Origin of the sequence: Streptomyces sp. NPDC021020 (assembly GCF_044333285.1) — a bacterium.
GTDB lineage: Bacteria > Actinomycetota > Actinomycetes > Streptomycetales > Streptomycetaceae > Actinacidiphila.
Genome location: NZ_JBIRQQ010000015.1, coordinates 113,710 through 131,586 on the forward strand (window position 1 = coordinate 113,710; position 17,877 = coordinate 131,586).

A 17,877-nucleotide genomic window follows, 5' to 3' on the forward strand; every position below is an offset into this window, starting at 1 on the left:
TTCTGCGATGAACCGTTAAGCAAAAATGAGATGTCAGAACACCTCGGGGCACCACGGGCGGCGCGCGGTGCGGAAGAGCACGTCCGCGGTCGCGGCGGCGCCCGCGCGGTGCTCGGCCAGCAGGCCCAGCGTCGCGAGCCGCAGCGCCGACTCGTCCCCGAGGTAGAGCCGCCCGAGGTCGGCGACGTCCAAAGTCAGATCGGGCGCGGCACCCGGCGCGGGCGTGCAGCGCGGGGCGGTGTCCGGCGCGGTCTCCAGCCGGAAGGTGCCGCCCGCGAGACCCGCGGTGTCCCGCACGTCGAGCACCAGGTCCGCGGCGAGGGGGGCGTAGGCGCGGGCGCTCAGGGCCACGGGGACGTCCAGCACGCGCAGCCACATGAAGTCCGCGTACGTCTCGACGCTCGCGGCCCGCGGGTCGCCCAGCAGCAGCGGCAGCACGTCGTCCGGCGGGCGGTGGTCCGTGGTGAGCTTCCTGACCCAGTCCAGGGACAGCACGTGCCGCCACAGGGCCGCCTCCGCGGCAGGCGTCGCGGCGGTCAGGCTCACCACCGTCACGTCGGAGTGCGGCAGCTTGTTCGGCCAGTGCGGGTCGTTGACGCGGTACGCCACCAGGCCGTCGACCTCGCCGGTCGCGGTGTCCCGGTAGGCGGCGAAGAAGGGGGCGGTCCAGCCGTTCGAGGGGTGGACGACCGCGCCGGTGTTCAGGTCCCACCACGTCTTGCTGCGGCTGATCGCGCCCGGCGTCGCGCGGCGCACCCGCTCGTGCAGGGCGGGCCCGAAGGCCCGGACCTCGGCGCCGTCCACCAGCTCGATGGCGCCCTGCGCCGGGTCCGGCCCGGCGTAGCGCCGGTCCAGCCCCGCCCGGGGGATGTCGATCTCCCAGTCCGTGACCCAGGTCGCGGGCCCGAAGCCGAAGCGGCCGTAGATCGGGTACTCCGCGGCGATCAGGATCGCCACCGCGTCCCCGCGCTCCTTGGCCGCCCCGAGGTCGGCGGCCATCAGCCTGCTGGCCAGCCCGCGCCGCCGGTGCGTCGGCGTCACCGCCACGTTGGTGACCGCGTCGGCGCTGATGGCTGCGCCGCCCGGGACGGTCAGCTCCCGCGGCATGCTCCGGAAGGTCGCGACGCATCTGCCCCCGTCGAAGGCCCCGCGCGTCCGGTCCAGCTCCAGCGTCGCGCGCCGCAACGCGACTTCTTCCGGATCGAGCTCCACGGCCCGGTGGAACCCGGTGTTCAGCGCCTTCAGCCACCCTGCGACGTCGTCGTCGCCCAACGTGCGAATCTCTGTCCCCATCGTGGCACGGTACGCACACCGCGCGGGCCGCCGCACCCGGTTAAACGCCCCCCGCCCCGCCGGGGCGATCCCGTCTCGTACCGGACCTCCCGCCGGTGGTGGGTTGCTCGCGCAGTTCCCCGCGCCCCTGGGTGAGTGCCACTTGCGGTGACCGGTCGCCTTCCCCCCGGTGGGGGCTGAGCGCGCACTTCCCCGCGCCCCTAAAAACGCTCACCCTGCGCAGCGAGGGCACCCACCAGGGGCGCGAGGAACTGCGCGACCAGCCCACCACCGGCAGAAGATCGCGACGCCCACCGCAAGGGGCAGCCCGAGGCGAAAGGGGCGCGGGGAACTGCGCGACCAGCCACCCACTCGCCGCAAGGTCGCGGCAAAGCACCCCCGGGGGCACCCCGGAGCGCAACCCCCCTCAGCCGTCGCAGAGAAGATCGTCGATGCGGGCCTCACCCTCGCGGTAGCGGCGGGTGATCTCGGCGGAGCAGCCGTCGACGGTGTGCTGGAGGCGCTGTCGGCGCCCCGACACCTCCTGCTCGTGGCGCGCCAGCCGCGCCATCGCCTCGTCGAGTTCCGCGTCCGTGCGCGCCGCGAGGTCGGAGAGCTCCACCTCGGCGAGTATCTCCTCGGCGAGCCGCTGGACGCGCGGGGTGAGCGGGGTGCCGAGGGTGACGTGGCGGGCGGAGGAGCGGACGCGGGAGGGGCCGTCCGTGAGGATCTCCGGGAGGCGGTCCAGGACGGGTACGGGCGCGGGCGCGTCCGGCCCGGGTTCTTCCCCGGGGGCCCCCGAGGGAGCGCGGCGGCGCAGTTCGGCCCGCAGGATGTCGATGCGCCCGTGCAGCAGGCGGCGCAGGTACGACAGGTCGGCCTCCTCGCGCTGGGCGTCGCGGCGCAGGGCGCGCAGCGCGGGCAGGTCGAGGGCGCCCAGGTCGGGCTCGGCGGTGTCGGCGAGCGGGGCACGGGGCGCGGGCGGGCGGGACGGCCCGGGTGCGTCGGCCTTGAGCATGGGTGGCCCTTCCTGGTGGGCGTGGGCTTCTGCGGCGCCGCCGGCCGGTGCGGGCGGCGGTGCCGGGAGTCTGTCCGGCGTCGGTTGCGGTCATGCGTGTCGTCCCCCGCACGCAGCACACGCGGGGTACGGGTCACCTCCCGTGCACGGCAGGCCGCCGCGCACACGAGTGCGGGGTCACCCCGCACGAGGCGGGCTGCCGCGGGCCCGGGGATCCTGGCGTCGATGCTGCCACCTGGGCCCGAGGCCGCGCAGCGACTCTGCACCCGAACGGACCTCGCAACAGTTGTGCGAAGCCGCTGACCCGGCGCGCCAGAGCACGGGCGCGCGCCCCCTCGCGTACGCCCCACCCGCGGGCCGGCGCCCCCGGCGCGCGCGTCACAATGGGCGCATGCGTGCGGTGGCCCAGCGGGTGAGCGAGGCGAAGGTCGTGGTCGACGGGCGGACGGTCGGGGCCGTCGCGGGGCCCGGGCTGTGCGTGCTGGTCGGGGTGACGCACGACGACACGAAGGAGAAGGCCGCCCAGCTCGCCCGCAAGCTGTGGACGCTGCGCATCCTCCCCGACGAAAAGTCCTGCTCGGACGTCGGCGCCCCGCTGCTGGTGATCAGCCAGTTCACGCTGTACGGCGACGCGCGCAAGGGCCGCCGCCCGACGTGGAATTCCGCGGCCCCCGGGCCGGTCGCCGAGCCGCTCGTGGACGCGGTCGTCGCCGAGCTGCGCGCGCTCGGCGCGACCGTGGAGACGGGTGTCTTCGGCGCCGACATGAAGGTGTCGCTCACCAACGACGGGCCCTTCACCGTCGTCCTGGAGATGTGAGCGCCCCGAAGCGTCAGGGCGCGACGACGGTCTCCTGCGTCGCGGCCGTCCCGTCGGCGACGAGCGTCGCGCCCTCGGGGGTGTTGCGTTTGACGACCGCGAGCGCGATCGGCCCCAGCTCCCAATGCCGCGCGGACGACGTGACGGTGCCGACGACGCGGCCCTCGCCGCCCTCCTCGGCGACCCGCAGCGGGGTGCCGTGGCCGGGCAGCCGGACCTCGCTGCCGTCCAGGTGCAGGAAGACCAGGCGGCGCGGCGGGCGGCCGAGGTTCTGGACGCGGGCCACCGTCTCCTGGCCGCGGTAGCAGCCCTTGTGCAGGTGGACGGCGGTCTCCAGCCAGCCCAGCTCGTGCGGGATGGTGCGGTGGTCGGTCTCCAGGCCGAGCCGCGGCCGGTGCGTCTCGATGCGCAGCGCCTCGTACGCGAGCACGCCCGCGGGCGGTCCCGCCTGGGCCGCGAAATCCTCCAGGCTCTCGCGCGGCACGAACACGTCCCGCCCGTACGGCGTCTCGCGCACCGCCCAGCCGTCCGGGACGGGCACGATGGAGCCCGCGGGGAGGTGGACGAGGGCGAAGCGGCCGGTCGCGTCGGCGGTCTCGACCCGGTAGAAGAACTTCATGCTCTCCAGGTACGCGAGCAGCTCGCCCTGGGTGCCGGGCTCGACGTGCACCCACGTCGTCTCCCCGTCGTCGACGAGGTAGAGCGCGTGCTCGATGTGCCCGTTCGGGGAGAGGACGAGCGCCTCGGTGGCCTGCCCCGGCGGGAGCTGCTCGACGTGCTGGGTGAGCAGCAGGTGCAGCCACGGCAGCCGGTCGGCGCCGGTCACGGTGACGACGCCGTGGTGCGAGAGGTCCACGAATCCGCGGCCGTCGGCGAGCGTGCGCTGCTCGCGGAAGAGGTCGCCGTAGTGCGCGGCCACCCCTTCGTCGGGGCCTTCCGCCGGCACAGCGCCGGGCAGCGACAGCAAGGGGCTCTTCGTCGTCATGCCGTCAAGACTACGACCCGCCCGGCGCGGACTTTCCGCCGTCCTCCGCCGCCTCGCGGGCGGCCGCCTTCGCCGCGCAGTCCGCGCAGCGGCCGAAGATGGCGAAGTGCTTCATGTCCGTCTCGAAACCGAAGCGCTCGTGCAGCTCCTCGCCGAGCGGCGCGGCCACCGAGACGTCGGCCTCGGTGACCACGTCGCAGTCGCGGCACACCAGGTGCATGTGGTCGTGCCGGTCCGCGAGGTGGTACGTGGGCGCGCCGTGCCCGAGGTGGGCATGGCTGACCAGGCCCAGCTCCTCCAGCAGCTCCAGGGTGCGGTAGACGGTGGAGATGTTGATCCCCGAGGCCGTCCTGCGCACCTCGCACAGGATGCCGTCCGGGGTGGCGTGCTCCAGGACGTCGACCGCTTCCAGCACCAGCTGCCGCTGCGGCGTGAGCCGGTAGCCGCGGCGGCGCAGGTCGCTCTTCCAGTCGGTGGTGACCACGTGGCCAGTGTAGGACGGTGACACCCCTGCACCCCGGGTCCGGACCCGTATGCAGGAGTCGGACCCCTACTCCCGGACCCCGCCCGCTGCTCCCAGACCCCCGCCCGCCCTACTTGAAGAAGGCGATCCCGTCGTCCGGGAGGTCCTTGAGGTCGCCGACCCACTCGCGCGGGTCCACGACCTTCTTCAGGTGCGCGGACATGTACGGGCGCAGCGGCACGGACGGGGTGGCCTTCTCGCCGACCCACATCAGGTCGCTCTTGACGTAGCCGTACAGCCGCTTGCCGCCGCTGTACTCCGGGGCGAAGGGCAGCCGGGCGACCGCGTCCGTGACCAGGTCGATCTGCGGCTTGCCCTCGGCCAGCTCGCCGGTCCAGATCTCGACGACGCCCTCGTCGCGGGTGGTCGTGACGTCGACCTTGCGGTCGGCGCCGATCCGCCAGTAGCCGGTCTCGCTCTCCAGCGGACGGGTCTTGCTGCCCTCGGCGTCCAGCACCCAGGTGTGCGAGGTGTACTCCAGGAACGGCCGGCCGTCGTGGCGGAAGGCGACCTCCTGCCCGAAGTTGCACTTCTCGGCGCCGGGGAAGTCGAAGACCCCCGCGCCCTCCCAGCGGCCCAGCAGGAAGGCCAGCGGCACGAGGTCGGGGTGCAGGTCGGAGGGAATCTCGATCATGTCAGCGCTGGCCCTGGTAGAGCTTCTTGACCGCGTAGAGCGCGAACGCGGCGACGGCGACGCACACCAGCACGAGCAGGGCGTCGAAGTAGTACTCAATGTGCACGGGACGTGCTCCTCGCGAGGGCAGCGGGCAGGGCCGCGACCAAGTCTAGTGCGCGGCCCTGCGGAGACGCGGGCAGGCCGTCCGGCCTGGGGCGCGGGGTCAGCCGAGCATCTGCGCCTGGAGGGCGACGGTCTGCGCGAAGGCCTCCTCCGGCACGGCGCCGCCCTTGCGGGTGAGCGTCACGACCACGACGGTGTCGCCCGCCTCGACGGTGGCGTACCGCGTCATCTCCGGGCCGTACGGGGCCTTCTCGCCGAACGCGTGGACGGCTGTGCCCTCGGGGTGCGTGAGGTCGGCCGGCGCGGTGTCCTTGACGCCCGCGGACACGCCCTCGGGGGGCGTCGACTCCTGGTTCTGCGCGTAGCGGCCCGCGTAGGCGCGGGAGATGAACTGGAGCAGGTACACCTGCCCGTGGGTGCCGTCCGGCATGGTCCAGCCGCGCGCCGCGATGTGCCGCAGGCCGCCGTCCTTGAGCGCGGCCTCCTGCTGCGGGCCGTCGCCGTTCGGGCGCGTCGCGAGATACGCGGCGGACGGCAGCCAGCCCTTCGCGCCGGGCAGCGCAGTGTCGTCCACCGCGTCCTGCGGCTCGGGGAGGAGCAGGGTCCGCAGGTCGGCGTAGTGCACGGCCGCGGGGTTGCGCGTGGCGTCGAAGGGGCGGGGCCTGCTGCCCGGCAGCTGCGGCAGCGCGAGCGCGGGGTACGTCCAGCGGCCGTCGTCGGGCGTCTTCAGGCCGGGGATCTTCGTACGCTCCGGGCGCGTCACGGCGTAGGCAGTACCGGCGCCGAAGACGGCGAAGACCAGCAGGACGGCGGTCCAGCGCAGCGTCACCCGCGTCCGCGGGCTCATCCGCCGGGGCGCGGACGGCACGGCCTGCGCGCCGGGCACGTACCCGGGCGGAGGCGGCGCGTACGCGGGCGGCGCGTAGGCGGGCGGCAGGGCGGGGTAGGCGGGCGCGGACGGTGCGGGCGCGGGCTCGGGAGCGGACAGTGCGGGCTCGGGAGCGGTCGGTGCCGGCTCGGGAGCGGTCGGCTCGGGTACGGGTACGGGTACGGGCGCGGGCTCGGCGAGCTGCTCGGCGGGGGTTTCGGACACGTCGGACATCAGATTCCCTCCCCCGGCGCCTTGACGCGGTCGAGCTGGCGGCGCAGCAGCGAGGAGATCTCGTCCTCGTCCAGTCCGACGCCGACCGCCTGGAACTGCACCATCAGGTCGCCCTCCGTGGCCTCGCAGAACATGGTGTCGGTGGACGGCGGGCCGTAGTCGTCGAAATCGTCGTAGTCGTCGTCGCTGAAATCGTCGTACGCGTCGTCGGAGGGGCGCACGCACACCGCGTGCGGGTAGCCGGGCACGTCCGGGCCCGTCTCCAGGTACTTCGAGCCCTTGGTCAGCGAGCGGTAGGCCTCGGGCCCGGCGCCCGCGGCCGTCTTGTTGCCGACCTGTACGAGGACGACCTGGTACGTCTGCTTGTTGTCCGCGGTGCGGTACGTGCGCAGGGCGGCGCCCTTGACGTGCATCGCGTCGATGTCGGATTCGAGCTTGCGGCGCTGGGCGGAGGTGAAGAGGGAGGACCCGCTGTCGCCGCCCATGAGCAGCGTCTTCGCCCGCGAGGCGTCGAGGACGGTGTCGTTGCCGAACTGCTCGACGTCCGCGCCCGGCCGCATGCCCTCGGGCATCGGCAGCAGCATCTGGCCGAGGTCGCCGATGTGGGTGCCGCCCGCGGTCACCGCGTACGTGCTGCTCGGCGTCGGCGTGGCTGTCGCCGAGGGCTTGGCCACGGGCTTGCCGCCGTCGCCGTCCCGGGTGAGCGCGTAGCCCCCGCCGGCCGCGGCGACCACCACGAGGGCACCGGTCACGAGCAGCGCGGTCCGCCGCTTCCGGCGCGGGGGCGCGGGCGGCACGGGCGCCCCCCACGCCGGGTAGGCGTACGACTGCGCGGCCGGGTAGCCGTACGCGGAAGGCGGCGGCGGTACGGGCGCGGGCGCGGCGAGCGCCGCGGGCTGCACGGGAAGCACGCCCTCCGGGGCGGTCCCGGCCGCGGGCTCCGGCTCCGGCACGGCGGCGGTCTCCGGCTCAGGCGTCGCCTCCGGCGCGGGTACGGCGGGTGTCTCCGGCGTGGCGGCCGGCTCGGGCTGCTCGGGGCGGGGGGTCTCGTCGCTCACAGCCGCTCCAGCTGCTTCGTGATCACGGACCGGAGGGCTTTCTCGCTCACCGGGTCGAGCGACGAGATGTAGACCTCGACGAGGATGTTGCCGACCCGGGCGCAGGCCTGGCCGACGTACACCTCCAGGTCGTGCTCCTTGTAGGGCAGGGTCGAGGGCATCACCACGCCGTCGACGGTGCCGGGCAGCGAGATGCCGCTGTGCTGGTGGTCGAAGTCCATGGAGCTCACGGCGTCGCGCAGCGCCTGCTCGGTGTAGACGCTCGTGTCGTCGCGGTATTGGGTGAGCAGGACGTCGGTGGTGACCTCGTCGTCGTGCCCGGAATCCCAGGTGGCCTCGACCGCGCGGCGGAATCCGCGTTCGTTGAGTTCCTCGAAGGCGTTGTAGTTGACCAGCTCGTCGGCCAGCTCGGACTGCGTGAGCCAGCCGCGCTCGCTGTGCTTGGCCCCGCCGGGGGCTGCCACCAGGAGTTTGAGCAGGTTGCCCTCGAAGATCGCGTTGCGGTCGTCGGCGGCCTGGGGCGCGGGCTGGGTGGGCCCGGGGCCCGCGGGCCGGGTCGGGGCCGCGCCGACGAGCGGCGGCAGCGGTGTGGCCGGGCGGCCGCTCTGCACGGCGTAGCCCGCGCCGCCGCCGGCCAGCACGCCGACCACGAGGGCCGCGGCGACGGCGAGCGTGAGCTTCCGGCGGGCCCACGGCCGGTAGGGCCGCTCGGCGGGCACGGGCGGGGCGGTGGCCCCGGTCAGCTCCGGTGCGAAATACGGCGCCGCTTCCCCACCGGCGCTGCCGGCCGCGCCCTCGCCGTCGTCGCGGCGCACGTCGCCGCCCCACTCCTCCATGAATGCCCCCCCAGGCGTATGTACGTACACGTGTGCGGTCGATCACACACGGACTCGTATTATGTCCAGCCGCCACACCGGACCTCCACCGAATATGCACAGGCTCGGCGTGACGTGTGCCACATACACCCGGCATCTACGCTGGTCGGATGGCGAACAAGCTGGTGATCAAGGTGACGGCGGGCGCCGACGCGCCCGAGCGGTGCTCGCAGGCCTTCACGGTGGCGGCGGTCGCGGTGGCGAGCGGGGTGCAGGTGTCGCTGTGGCTGACGGGCGAGTCGGCCTGGTTCGCGCTGCCGGGAAGGGCCGCGGAGTTCGAACTCCCGCACGCCGCGCCGCTTCCCGACCTGCTCGACGCGGTCATCGGCGCGGGCCAGGTCACGCTGTGCAGCCAGTGCGCCGCCCGTCGCGACATCGGCGAGCGGGACGTCCTGCCGGGTGTCCGCATCGCGGGCGCGCAGGTCTTCGTCAGCGAGATCATGCCGGAGGGCGTGCGGGCGCTCGTCTACTGAGACGGCGCACGGAAGCACGGCGGCACGGCGACACGGAGGCACAGGAAAAGCGGGGCCTCGCGGCCCCGGCCTCATCTGCGGCGGTCCTTGCGGCCCCGCCCCTCCAGTTCGTTCCACCACGCGTCCGACTGCGCGTCGCCGGTGTCGGAGCCGCGCCCGTCGTCGGTGCCGTCGTCGTCCTCCGACCCGTCCTGCTCGTCGAACCACCGCTCCCCCGGGCGGCGCCGGTTGGCGACGATCGCCGCGAAGGGCGGGATGGTCATGGCCACCAGGCACATCACGATCGCGGCCGGGACGGACCACAGGCGCACGACCGCCCATGCCATGACGAACAGCACCACACAGGTGCCCATCATGGCGAAATACCAGTGACGGCGTCGTGCGTCCACATCTCAACGGTACGTCCGCCAGGCGGATACCGAAACAGAACGGACAGCACGGCGGAGGACCGCACCCCGTCACGGGATGCGGCCCTCCGCTCTACGACGACCGTATGCCGGTCACACCGTCTCAGACGGCGATGGCCACCTCGGAGGGCGTGCCCTGCTGGGCCACGACCGTGCGGTCCACCGTCGCGCCGGGGACGAGCGCGCGCAGCGTCCAGGTGCCGGGCGCCGCGAAGAAGCGGAACTGCCCGGTCGCCGAGGTCGGCACCTCGGCGGTGAACTCGCCGCCGCCGTCCAGGAGTCGCACGTACCCGCTGACGGGCTCGCCGTCACGGGTGACGGAGCCCTGGATGATGGTCTCCTTGGCCACGTCGATGCCCGCCAGTTCCGGGCCGCCGGCCTTCGCTCCACACATAACGTTCAGTCCTCGCCTTGTCGCTGGGGGTCGATCGGGTGGTCGTGGTGACCGTGGTGCCCGGGAGTCGGGTCAGTTGGCGCCGAGCTCGATCGGCACGCCCACCAGCGAGCCGTACTCGGTCCACGAGCCGTCGTAGTTCTTGACGTTGCCCTGGTCGAGCAGCTCGTGCAGCACGAACCAGGTGAGCGCGGAGCGCTCGCCGATGCGGCAGTACGCGATGGTGTCCTTGGCCAGGTCGACGTTCTCGTCCTCGTAGAGCTTCTTCAGCTCGTCGTCGGACTTGAACGTGCCGTCGTCGTTGGCGTTCTTCGACCACGGGATGTTGCGGGCGCTCGGCACGTGGCCGGGGCGCTGCGACTGCTCCTGCGGCAGGTGGGCCGGGGCGAGCAGCTTGCCGGAGAACTCGTCGGGCGAGCGGACGTCGACCAGGTTCAGCGTGCCGATCGCGGCCACGACGTCGTCGCGGTAGGCGCGGATCGCGGTGTTCTGGGCCTTGGCCTTGTAGTCGGTCGCGGCGCGCGTCGGCACGGCGGCGACGAGGTCGCGGGAGTCCAGCTCCCACTTCTTGCGGCCGCCGTCGAGCAGCTTGACCGAGTCGTGGCCGTAGAGCTTGAAGTACCAGTACGCGTAGGACGCGAACCAGTTGTTGTTGCCGCCGTAGAGGACGACCGTGTCGTCGTTGGCGATGCCCTTGGCGGACAGCAGCGCCTCGAAGCCCGCCTGGTCCACGAAGTCGCGGCGGACCGGGTCCTGGAGGTCCTGCTTCCAGTCGATGCGGACGGCGTTCTTGATGTGGTTCTTGTCGTACGCCGAGGTGTCCTCGTCCACCTCGACGATGACCACCTTGGGGTCGTCGATGTGGGCCTCGACCCAGTCGGCGTCGACCAGGACGTCACTGCGGCTCATGCTGTTCTCCTCCGGGGCAGTACGGATGCTGCGGTTGCTGCGTGGTTCGCGGCGCGCGGTGCGGTTGCGGTGCGAGGTGCGGGGGTGCGGTGCCGGCGGGCGGCTTCGTCGGCGCGCGGCACGGCGCGGGGCAGGCAGGAGCGCTGACGCCTTGCGGCCGGACGCGCGGTGCGGGAGAGCTGCCGCCCCTCAGGGCATGCGACAGAGCATGGCGGCGACGCGGCACAGATCGACTGCCCGCCGCTTCGTGAGATCCGCCTGTCGCTTCATGGTCCCGATCGTAGGGAAACGGACCCGCGAGTGTCACCGGCGTGTCAAATGACGAGACAAGATTGTCCATATACCGGAAAACGGGCGGGCGCCGCAGCGCCCGCCCGTCTCCGTGACGATCTGCCCCCGGCCCGAAAGCCCCGGTCAGGCCGTGGATCAGCCGGAGACCAGCTCCACGTTCTGTCCCGCGGCCTTGATGTCCATCCCGGTGGAGGTGCCGACCGCCTTGGTGAGGGTGATGCCGTGCGGAAGGTGCGTGAGGTTCGCGTCGAAGTCGATCTGCTTGCGGACGGACTTCTCCAGGCCCAGCGCGGTGATCTCCTTGGGCATGCTCTCGGCGTGCATGGTGATCTTCTGGCCGCTCACCTCGACCCGGCTGAAGACGCTGAGGTCACCGCCCATGCCGGGCAGCGACGCGGACAGCTTCACCCGCGCGGAGCCGTCCGCGGCCGGCGGCGCGGCGCTCACCTTGACCCCGGGGGGCGCGGACTTCGACAGGTCGTCGTAGCTCACGAACGCGTCGCCGGTGGCGCGGTCGGCGGTCGCCTTCGAGAAGCTGTCGGAGAGCTTCACGTCGTAGAGGTCGGCGGTGAAGGTCGTGATCCGCACCTCCTGCCGGCCGCCGCCCGCGTTGACGTCCTCGGCCTTGATCGAGACGTGCTTGATCTTGCCGAAGAGCACCTGCGTCAGGAAGGGCCGCGGGAAGTGGTCTATCGACAGCGACGGCTTGTGGTCCAGGCCCTCGGACGTACGGGCCTTGTCCGCGGCCCGGTCCTCCACCACGCGCACCGCGAACCAGTCGGCGGCGTAGAACAGGCCGCCGAGTATCACCACGATGATCAGGATCGTCCGCCATACCCGCCACGAGCCCATGCGTCCGCCACTCCCCATTCGGTCCCACCCCTGACACTTCCCGCAACGCCTGACGGGCGGCAGGGGGGCCGCGGTTCCCCCCGGCCCCGAACCGTTACCTCAGGTCAGCGCGCGGCCCAGAGCGTAGACGACGGGTGCCGCGGCGGTGAGCGGCAGGGCCACCCCCGCGGTGAAGTGCACGAACCGCGACGGGAAGTCGTAGCTCGCCACCCGCAGCCCGATCAGCGCGCACGCCCCGGCCGCGGCCGCGAGCAGCACGCCCTTGCCCGTGCCCAGGTCGACCGCCGGGCCGGTCAGCGCGCCCGTCGCCGCGGCCACGAGCAGCGCCGCGCCGAGCGACAGCGGCTCGCCGGGCAGCGGCAGCGCGCGCACCAGCGCCGCGGCGGCGACCGCCACCGCGCCCGCGACGACCGGGCCGTGGCCGGCGTCCGACACCTGCGTCGCCAGATAGCCGCAGGCCAGCACGGTGATCAGGGTCGAGGCGGAGGTCGCGGTGAGGGACGACAGACGCTCGTCGGCGCTGCCGTGGTGGCGCAGTTGCAGCACGAGCACGAGCAGCAGCCACACGCCGAGCGTGCCCAGCACCACGGCGGGCGCGTGGTCGCCGTCGGCGGCGAGCATGCCGACGTCGGCGGTCACGCCCGCGAGGAAGGCCAGCACGATGCCCTGCCGGGCGGGCCACATGCCGTTGAGCCGGAACCAGCCGGCGGCCGTGACCGCCTGGAGCAGCACCAGCACGACGGCCAGCGCCGGCTTGCCGACCGCCGCGCCGCCCGCGAGCAGCAGGCCGAGCGCCGCGGTGAGGGCGGCGGGCTGGATGCCGGGCGCGATGATCGGCGAGCCGGTCCGCCCGTCGGGCCGCACTGGTGCGGGGCCGCCGCGCCGGGCGGCCCGGGGGCCGGGGGCGGCGTCGCCCGCTTCGGGGATCGGGGGCAGGACGGCGGTGTGCTCGGCCGCGTACGGCTCGGCCTCGGCGGAGGCGGTGGCGTACGCGTGCGGCGCGGGCTGCTGCTGCGGCTGCCAGGGGGCGCCGGTGTCCACGCCGGTGGCGTCGTAGCCGAGCGGGCCGTGGCCGAGCACATGGGCGGGGGCGGCGGTGTCGTAGCCGGGAGCGGCGGTGTCGTAACCGGAGGCGCCCGGGTCGTAGCCGGGGGGCGTGCCGTAGCCGGGGGCGTGGCCCGCGGTCGGGTCGGCGCCGTAACCGGGTGTGCCGTAGCCGCCGTCGCCGTACCCGGGAGCGTGGCCCGTGGCCGGGTCGGCGCCGTAACCGGGGGCGCCCGGGTCGTAGCCGGGAGGCGTGCCGTAGCCGGGGGCGCCCTCCGCGTACGGGGGCTGGGCGGCGTTCCAGGGGTGGGCGGACGGCGGGGTGGCGGCCCAGGCGTCGCCGGGGGTGCCGTACGGCGTGCCGTCCGGGCCCGCGGTGTGGGCCGACCAGTCGTCGCCGGGCGGCGGGGCGCCGAAGGGGGCGCCCTGGCCGGCGTGCGGGGCCGGCCCGGAGGGCAGCGGCTCGGGCACGTACGCGCCGTCCACGGGGTAGGGCGCGGCGCCGTGGGCCCGCTCGTCGTGGCCGCGGCCCTGCGCGTCGCCCTGGCCGTAGCCGGGGCCGTACCCGTACTGGCCGCCGTCGCGGTGGTCGCTCATGCCGAGCCTCCCGCGAAGGGCGGCAGCACCTCGACGGTCGCGCCGTCCGGGAGCGGCACCTCGGCGTGGTCGCGGGTGCCGACGGGGCTGCCGTCGACGAGGAAGGAGCAGCGGCGCAGCACGCGCGCGAATTCCGGCCGCCCGGCGTGCCGCTGCCGGGCGGCGTTCAGCGCGTCGGCGAGCGTCGCCGCGCGGTAGTCCTCCTCCGCCGTGCCCGCGGCGGCCTTGGCGGCGGCCCAGTAGCGGATCGTGCCCGCTGCCGGGCGAGCGGCCGTGTCGGTTGCGGCCATCGGGGCTCCGTCCCTCATCGTGCGTCGTGGTGCCGGTCCTGCTCGGCCGCGGGGCCCTCGCGGGGTGCGGCGAGGTCCATGATGGCCCTTCGCACCGCCCGGCGGGGTCACCGGCCGCTCACCGGGGCGCGCAGCTCGCGGTGATCCAGGCGCCGACGCGGCCGAGCAGCGCGGCGTCGGCGGCGTTCTCGGCGTGCCCGAAGCCGCGTTCGATCCACAGCTCGGCGCCGCCCTCGCCCGCCGCGGCGGCCAGCGAGAGCGGGTGGTCGAGCGGGAAGTAGCCGTCCCGGTCGCCGTGCACGACCAGCAGCGGCACGGGCGCGATGTACGGCACGGACTCGACGGGCGAGCGCGGCACCGGGTCCCAGTCGCGGGTGTGGATCCGGGTACGCAGGCCGACCCGGGAGACCAGCCGCCCCGCGGGCCGGGTGATGACCCAGTGCACCCGCCGCATCGGCGCCGTACCGCGGTAGTACCAGCGGGCGGGCGAGCTGACGGACACGACCGCGTCGACCGGCCGCAGCCCCGCGCCCGCACCTGCCCCGGCGTGCCGCAGCACCACGGAGCCGCCCATCGAGAAGCCGACCGTCGCGACGCGCGCGTAGCCCAGCCGCCGCGCCCAGCCCACCGCGGCGTCCAGGTCCAGGACCTCGCGGTCGCCGACCGTGGAGCGCCCGCCCGAGCCGCCGTGGCCGCGGAAGGAGAAGGTCACCACGCCGCCCTCGGCGCCGAGCACGCCCGCCGCGCGGCGCACCGCGGGGCGCTCCAGGGCGCCGGTGAAACCGTGCGCGACGACGACTGCGAGGTCCTTCGCGCCGCCCGCCGCCGGGCGGTGCTCGGCGTCGATCGGGACACCGTCGGATGTCAACAGAACGGCACGCCGGCCACCCGAAGTGAGCGCGGAAACACACAAACGCCTGTCGTGAGGGTCGGCAGCGGTGGTCATGTCGGCTATTCTCCTGTGCAAGAGGACCTGGGCAATGCCGCCCCCGGGTCCTTTCGTGCTTTTTCGCACCAGTCCGACCGACGGGAGATCCGTGTGAGTTCTCTGCTGCTGCTGACGAACGCACTCCAGCCGTCCACCGAGGTGCTGCCCGCGCTCGGGCTGCTGCTGCACAACGTGCGGGTCGCCCCCGCCGAGGGCCCGGCCCTCGTCGACACCCCGGGCGCCGACGTCATCCTCATCGACGGGCGCCGCGACCTGCCGCAGGTCCGCAGCCTGTGCCAGCTGCTGCGCTCGACCGGGCCCGGCTGCCCGCTCGTGCTCGTCGTCACCGAGGGCGGCCTCGCCGCGGTGACCGCGGACTGGGGCATCGACGACGTCCTGCTGGACACCGCGGGCCCGGCGGAGGTCGAGGCGCGGCTGCGGCTCGCGATGGGGCGCCAGCAGATCGCCGGGGACGACAGCCCGATGGAGATCCGCAACGGCGACCTGTCGGTCGACGAGGCCACCTACAGCGCCAAGCTCAAGGGCCGGGTCCTGGACCTGACCTTCAAGGAGTTCGAGCTGCTGAAGTACCTCGCCCAGCACCCGGGCCGGGTCTTCACCCGCGCCCAGCTGCTCCAGGAGGTGTGGGGCTACGACTACTTCGGCGGCACCCGCACGGTGGACGTGCACGTACGGCGGCTGCGGGCGAAACTCGGCGTGGAGCACGAGTCGTTGATCGGTACGGTGCGCAACGTCGGCTACCGTTTCGTCACCCCGGAGAAGGCGGAGCGGGGTGCCGAGGAGGCTGCCGGGACGGCCGAGCCGGCGGCCCGGCGCGGGAGCCGTTCGTCCGCAGAGCAGACGGTATGACAATCCGTGTGACGAACGGATAGACACGCGTAGACTTCCCGTCGTGCCCAAGGTGACGCGCGACGACGTGGCCAGGCTGGCGGGGACCTCCACCGCGGTCGTCAGCTACGTCATCAACAACGGACCCCGGCCGGTAGCCCCGGCCACCCGCGAGCGCGTGCTCGCGGCCATCAAGCAGCTCGGCTACCGCCCGGACCGCGTGGCCCAGGCGATGGCCAGCCGCCGTACCGACCTGATCGGCCTGATCGTGCCGGACGCGCGCCAGCCGTTCTTCGCGGAGATGGCGCACGCCGTCGAACAGGCCGCGTCCGAGCGCGGCAAGATGGTGCTGGTCGGCAACTCCGACTACCTCGACGAGCGCGAGACGCACTACCTGCGGGCCTTCCTCGGGATGCGGGTCTCCGGGCTGATCCTCATCAGCCAGGGCCTCAGCGACAACGCGGCCACCGAGATCGACGCGTGGGACGCCCGGGTGGTGCTGCTGCACGAGCGGCCCGAGGCGATCGACGACATCGCGGTGCGCACCGACGACATCGGCGGCGCGCAGCTCGCGGTGCGGCATCTGCTGGAGCACGGCCACCCCTATGTCGCGTGCCTGGGCGGCACCGAGGTCACGCCCATGGTCGGCGACCCGGTCACCGACCACGTCGAGGGCTGGCGGCGCGCGATGGAGGAGGCCGGGCGCAGCACCGAGGGCCGGCTCTTCCAGGCCCCGTACAACCGCTACGACGCCTACCAGGTCGCGCTCGGCCTGCTGGCGGGACCGGACCGGCCGCCGGCGATCTTCTGCGCGACGGACGACCAGGCGCTCGGGGTGCTGCGGGCCGCGCGCGAGCTGCGCATCGAGGTGCCCGAGCAGCTCGCGGTCGCGGGCTTCGACGACGTCAAGGAGGCCGGGCTCGCCGACCCGCCGCTGACCACGGTCGCCTCCGACCGGCAGGGCATGGCGCGCGCGGCGGTGGACGCGGTGCTGGACGACTCGCTGCGGGTGCCGGGGGCGCGGCGCGAGCGGCTGCGGCAGTTCCCGTCCCGGCTGGTGGTCCGGCAGTCCTGCGGCTGCCACTGAGGGGTCGCACCAACCGCCGGGCCCGTCGCGGGATCCGATCGTCCGGACGCTTGTCTTTATATCGGGCATACGGGGTTCTGCCGGGCTTCTCAGCGTGTGCTCAGCCCGCTCTCATAATCCGGCCGCACAGTCGTAGACATGACCGACGAGAGCAGCCGCAACGGCGAACCCCAGTACCCGCACGACCCGCAGCTTCCGCTCTACTCCGAGTCCCAGGCGCCGGACGCCCCGGCCCCGTCCGAGCCGTACGGGCAGGGCACCCCGGCGCCGTCCCAGCCCCCGGCCCTGTCCGGCACGGTCCACCCCGCCGGCGGCCACCCGGGCTTCCCGCCGCCGCCCCCGTACGACCCGTACGCCCACACGGCGGCCCCCGGCCCCTTCGGCGAGCCCGTCGCGCCCGCCCCGCGGCGCCGGGTACGCAGGCCCGTCGCGCTCATGGCGGCCGCGGCCGTCGCGGCCGGCCTGATCGGCGGCGGCGTCGGCGCCTTCATCGGGCACGCCACCGACGACTCCGCGTCCGGCGCCGCGCACGCCGCCGCCACCAGCTCCGCCGCGGTCAACGCCGCCGCGCTGGACGGCACCGTGGCCGGCGTCGTCAAGGCCGTCGACCCCAGCGTCGTGGAGATCACCGCCGCGTCCAGCCAGGGCAAGGCGACCGGCTCCGGCGTCATCATCACCGCGGACGGCCAGGTCGTCACCAACAACCACGTGGTCGCCGGCGCCCAGCAGATCAGCGTCACGTACGCCTCGGGCAAGTCCGCCGCCGCGAAGGTGGTCGGCACCGACGCCAAGAAGGACCTCGCGCTCATCCAGATCGAGGGCGCCTCGAAGCTGCCCGTCGCGTCGCTCGGCGACTCCTCCTCGGTGGCCATCGGCGACCAGGTCGTCGCCATCGGCTCCCCCGAGGGCCTCAGCAACACCGTGACCAGCGGCATCGTCTCCGCGCTCAACCGCGAGGTCACCGTGCCGGTCGAGACCGGCCAGAACCAGGGCCAGAACAGCCAGGGCTTCGGCCAGGGCGGCAACGGCGGCCGGGGCGGCGACCAGTGGCCCTTCTCCTTCGGCGGCAACCAGTACAACGGCGACACCGGCAGCTCCACCACGACGTACAAGGCGATCCAGACCGACGCCTCGCTCAACCCCGGCAACTCCGGCGGCGCCCTCATCAACATGTCCGGCCAGATCATCGGCATCAACTCGGCCATGTACTCCGACTCCTCCTCCGACGGCTCCTCCTCGTCGTCGTCGGGCAGCGTCGGCCTCGGCTTCGCGATCCCGGTCAACACCGTGAAGGCCGACCTGCCGACGCTGCGGGCGGGCGGCTCCGACAGCACGAGCGGGACGAACGGCACGAGCTGAGCGGAGCG

Annotated in this window: 21 protein-coding genes; 5 read left to right on the plus strand and 16 right to left on the minus strand. The window is 73.9% G+C overall.

What is annotated here, in order from left to right:
• Positions 1 to 33: 33 nt before the first annotated feature.
• Both ACH4SL_RS34525 and ACH4SL_RS34530 read right to left on the minus strand, forming a co-directional pair.
• Complete coding sequence (locus ACH4SL_RS34525) at positions 34 to 1,293, minus strand: GNAT family N-acetyltransferase (RefSeq protein ID WP_398453493.1); 1,260 nt, start codon at positions 1,291 to 1,293, stop codon at positions 34 to 36.
• A gap of 406 nt (positions 1,294 to 1,699) precedes the next feature.
• Complete coding sequence (locus tag ACH4SL_RS34530) at positions 1,700 to 2,290, minus strand: hypothetical protein (protein ID WP_398453496.1); 591 nt, start codon at positions 2,288 to 2,290, stop codon at positions 1,700 to 1,702.
• Positions 2,291 to 2,681: 391 nt separating this feature from the next.
• Here ACH4SL_RS34530 and dtd point away from each other — a divergent pair, with 391 nt between their 5' ends.
• Positions 2,682 to 3,107 (plus strand): D-aminoacyl-tRNA deacylase, encoded by a 426-nt coding sequence (dtd, locus tag ACH4SL_RS34535; RefSeq protein WP_398453499.1) that lies wholly within the window; start codon positions 2,682 to 2,684, stop codon positions 3,105 to 3,107.
• Between the two features lie 13 nt (positions 3,108 to 3,120).
• On the opposite strand, the gene ACH4SL_RS34540 is transcribed toward dtd, so the two are convergent.
• The 6 genes from ACH4SL_RS34540 to ACH4SL_RS34565 form a co-directional block, all read right to left on the minus strand.
• Positions 3,121 to 4,092 (minus strand): YgfZ/GcvT domain-containing protein, encoded by a 972-nt coding sequence (locus ACH4SL_RS34540; RefSeq protein ID WP_398453502.1) that lies wholly within the window; start codon positions 4,090 to 4,092, stop codon positions 3,121 to 3,123.
• Positions 4,093 to 4,102: 10 nt separating this feature from the next.
• Positions 4,103 to 4,576 (minus strand): Fur family transcriptional regulator, encoded by a 474-nt coding sequence (locus tag ACH4SL_RS34545; RefSeq protein WP_398453504.1) that lies wholly within the window; start codon positions 4,574 to 4,576, stop codon positions 4,103 to 4,105.
• Between the two features lie 109 nt (positions 4,577 to 4,685).
• The gene (locus tag ACH4SL_RS34550) at positions 4,686 to 5,249 is read right to left on the minus strand and encodes an FABP family protein (protein WP_398453507.1); all 564 of its coding nucleotides are present in this window, start codon (positions 5,247 to 5,249) and stop codon (positions 4,686 to 4,688) included.
• Between the two features lie 205 nt (positions 5,250 to 5,454).
• Positions 5,455 to 6,456 carry a hypothetical protein gene (locus ACH4SL_RS34555; protein ID WP_398453510.1) on the minus strand — a complete coding sequence of 334 codons (1,002 nt, stop codon included), beginning with the start codon at positions 6,454 to 6,456 and terminating at the stop codon, positions 5,455 to 5,457.
• A complete protein-coding gene (locus ACH4SL_RS34560; protein ID WP_398453512.1) occupies positions 6,456 to 7,514 on the minus strand; it encodes a hypothetical protein in 1,059 nt (352 codons plus the stop codon). The genes ACH4SL_RS34555 and ACH4SL_RS34560 overlap by 1 nt, the downstream gene beginning before the upstream one ends.
• On the minus strand, positions 7,511 to 8,350 hold the full coding sequence (locus ACH4SL_RS34565; RefSeq protein ID WP_398453514.1) for a hypothetical protein: 840 nt from the start codon (positions 8,348 to 8,350) through the stop codon (positions 7,511 to 7,513). Before ACH4SL_RS34565 ends, ACH4SL_RS34560 begins: the two co-directional genes overlap by 4 nt.
• A 149-nt stretch (positions 8,351 to 8,499) precedes the next feature.
• Here ACH4SL_RS34565 and ACH4SL_RS34570 point away from each other — a divergent pair, with 149 nt between their 5' ends.
• Positions 8,500 to 8,862 (plus strand): DsrE family protein, encoded by a 363-nt coding sequence (locus ACH4SL_RS34570; RefSeq protein ID WP_398453516.1) that lies wholly within the window; start codon positions 8,500 to 8,502, stop codon positions 8,860 to 8,862.
• A 71-nt stretch (positions 8,863 to 8,933) separates the two neighbouring features.
• Here the strand turns inward: ACH4SL_RS34570 and ACH4SL_RS34575 are convergent, their stop codons facing one another.
• From ACH4SL_RS34575 to ACH4SL_RS34610, 8 genes are all read right to left on the minus strand, one after another.
• Positions 8,934 to 9,251: a DUF3099 domain-containing protein gene (locus ACH4SL_RS34575; RefSeq protein WP_398453519.1), complete on the minus strand. Its 318-nt coding sequence runs from the start codon at positions 9,249 to 9,251 to the stop codon at positions 8,934 to 8,936.
• A 121-nt stretch (positions 9,252 to 9,372) separates the two neighbouring features.
• Entirely contained in the window at positions 9,373 to 9,663 is a 291-nt protein-coding gene (locus ACH4SL_RS34580) for a DUF1416 domain-containing protein (protein ID WP_398192027.1), read from the minus strand.
• Between the two features lie 72 nt (positions 9,664 to 9,735).
• Complete coding sequence (locus tag ACH4SL_RS34585; RefSeq protein ID WP_398453521.1) at positions 9,736 to 10,572, minus strand: sulfurtransferase; 837 nt, start codon at positions 10,570 to 10,572, stop codon at positions 9,736 to 9,738.
• Positions 10,573 to 10,761: 189 nt separating this feature from the next.
• Positions 10,762 to 10,842: a putative leader peptide gene (locus ACH4SL_RS34590; RefSeq protein WP_355342331.1), complete on the minus strand. Its 81-nt coding sequence runs from the start codon at positions 10,840 to 10,842 to the stop codon at positions 10,762 to 10,764.
• Between the two features lie 156 nt (positions 10,843 to 10,998).
• On the minus strand, positions 10,999 to 11,715 hold the full coding sequence (locus ACH4SL_RS34595) for a DUF2993 domain-containing protein (RefSeq protein WP_398453524.1): 717 nt from the start codon (positions 11,713 to 11,715) through the stop codon (positions 10,999 to 11,001).
• A 99-nt stretch (positions 11,716 to 11,814) separates the two neighbouring features.
• Positions 11,815 to 13,356 (minus strand): hypothetical protein, encoded by a 1,542-nt coding sequence (locus tag ACH4SL_RS34600; RefSeq protein ID WP_398453526.1) that lies wholly within the window; start codon positions 13,354 to 13,356, stop codon positions 11,815 to 11,817.
• Positions 13,353 to 13,646, minus strand: coding sequence for a MoaD/ThiS family protein (locus ACH4SL_RS34605; protein ID WP_398453529.1), 294 nt, complete (start codon positions 13,644 to 13,646; stop codon positions 13,353 to 13,355). Before ACH4SL_RS34605 ends, ACH4SL_RS34600 begins: the two co-directional genes overlap by 4 nt.
• A 118-nt stretch (positions 13,647 to 13,764) precedes the next feature.
• The gene (locus ACH4SL_RS34610; protein ID WP_398453532.1) at positions 13,765 to 14,592 is read right to left on the minus strand and encodes an alpha/beta fold hydrolase; all 828 of its coding nucleotides are present in this window, start codon (positions 14,590 to 14,592) and stop codon (positions 13,765 to 13,767) included.
• A 93-nt stretch (positions 14,593 to 14,685) separates the two neighbouring features.
• On the opposite strand from ACH4SL_RS34610, the gene ACH4SL_RS34615 reads away from it, so the two are divergent.
• The 3 genes from ACH4SL_RS34615 (at position 14,686) to ACH4SL_RS34625 (ending at position 17,869) form a co-directional block, all read left to right on the plus strand.
• Positions 14,686 to 15,444 carry a response regulator transcription factor gene (locus tag ACH4SL_RS34615; protein ID WP_398453534.1) on the plus strand — a complete coding sequence of 253 codons (759 nt, stop codon included), beginning with the start codon at positions 14,686 to 14,688 and terminating at the stop codon, positions 15,442 to 15,444.
• A gap of 43 nt (positions 15,445 to 15,487) precedes the next feature.
• Complete coding sequence (locus ACH4SL_RS34620; RefSeq protein ID WP_398453537.1) at positions 15,488 to 16,510, plus strand: LacI family DNA-binding transcriptional regulator; 1,023 nt, start codon at positions 15,488 to 15,490, stop codon at positions 16,508 to 16,510.
• Between the two features lie 138 nt (positions 16,511 to 16,648).
• The gene (locus tag ACH4SL_RS34625) at positions 16,649 to 17,869 is read left to right on the plus strand and encodes a S1C family serine protease (RefSeq protein WP_398453540.1); all 1,221 of its coding nucleotides are present in this window, start codon (positions 16,649 to 16,651) and stop codon (positions 17,867 to 17,869) included.
• Positions 17,870 to 17,877 lie beyond the last annotated feature (8 nt).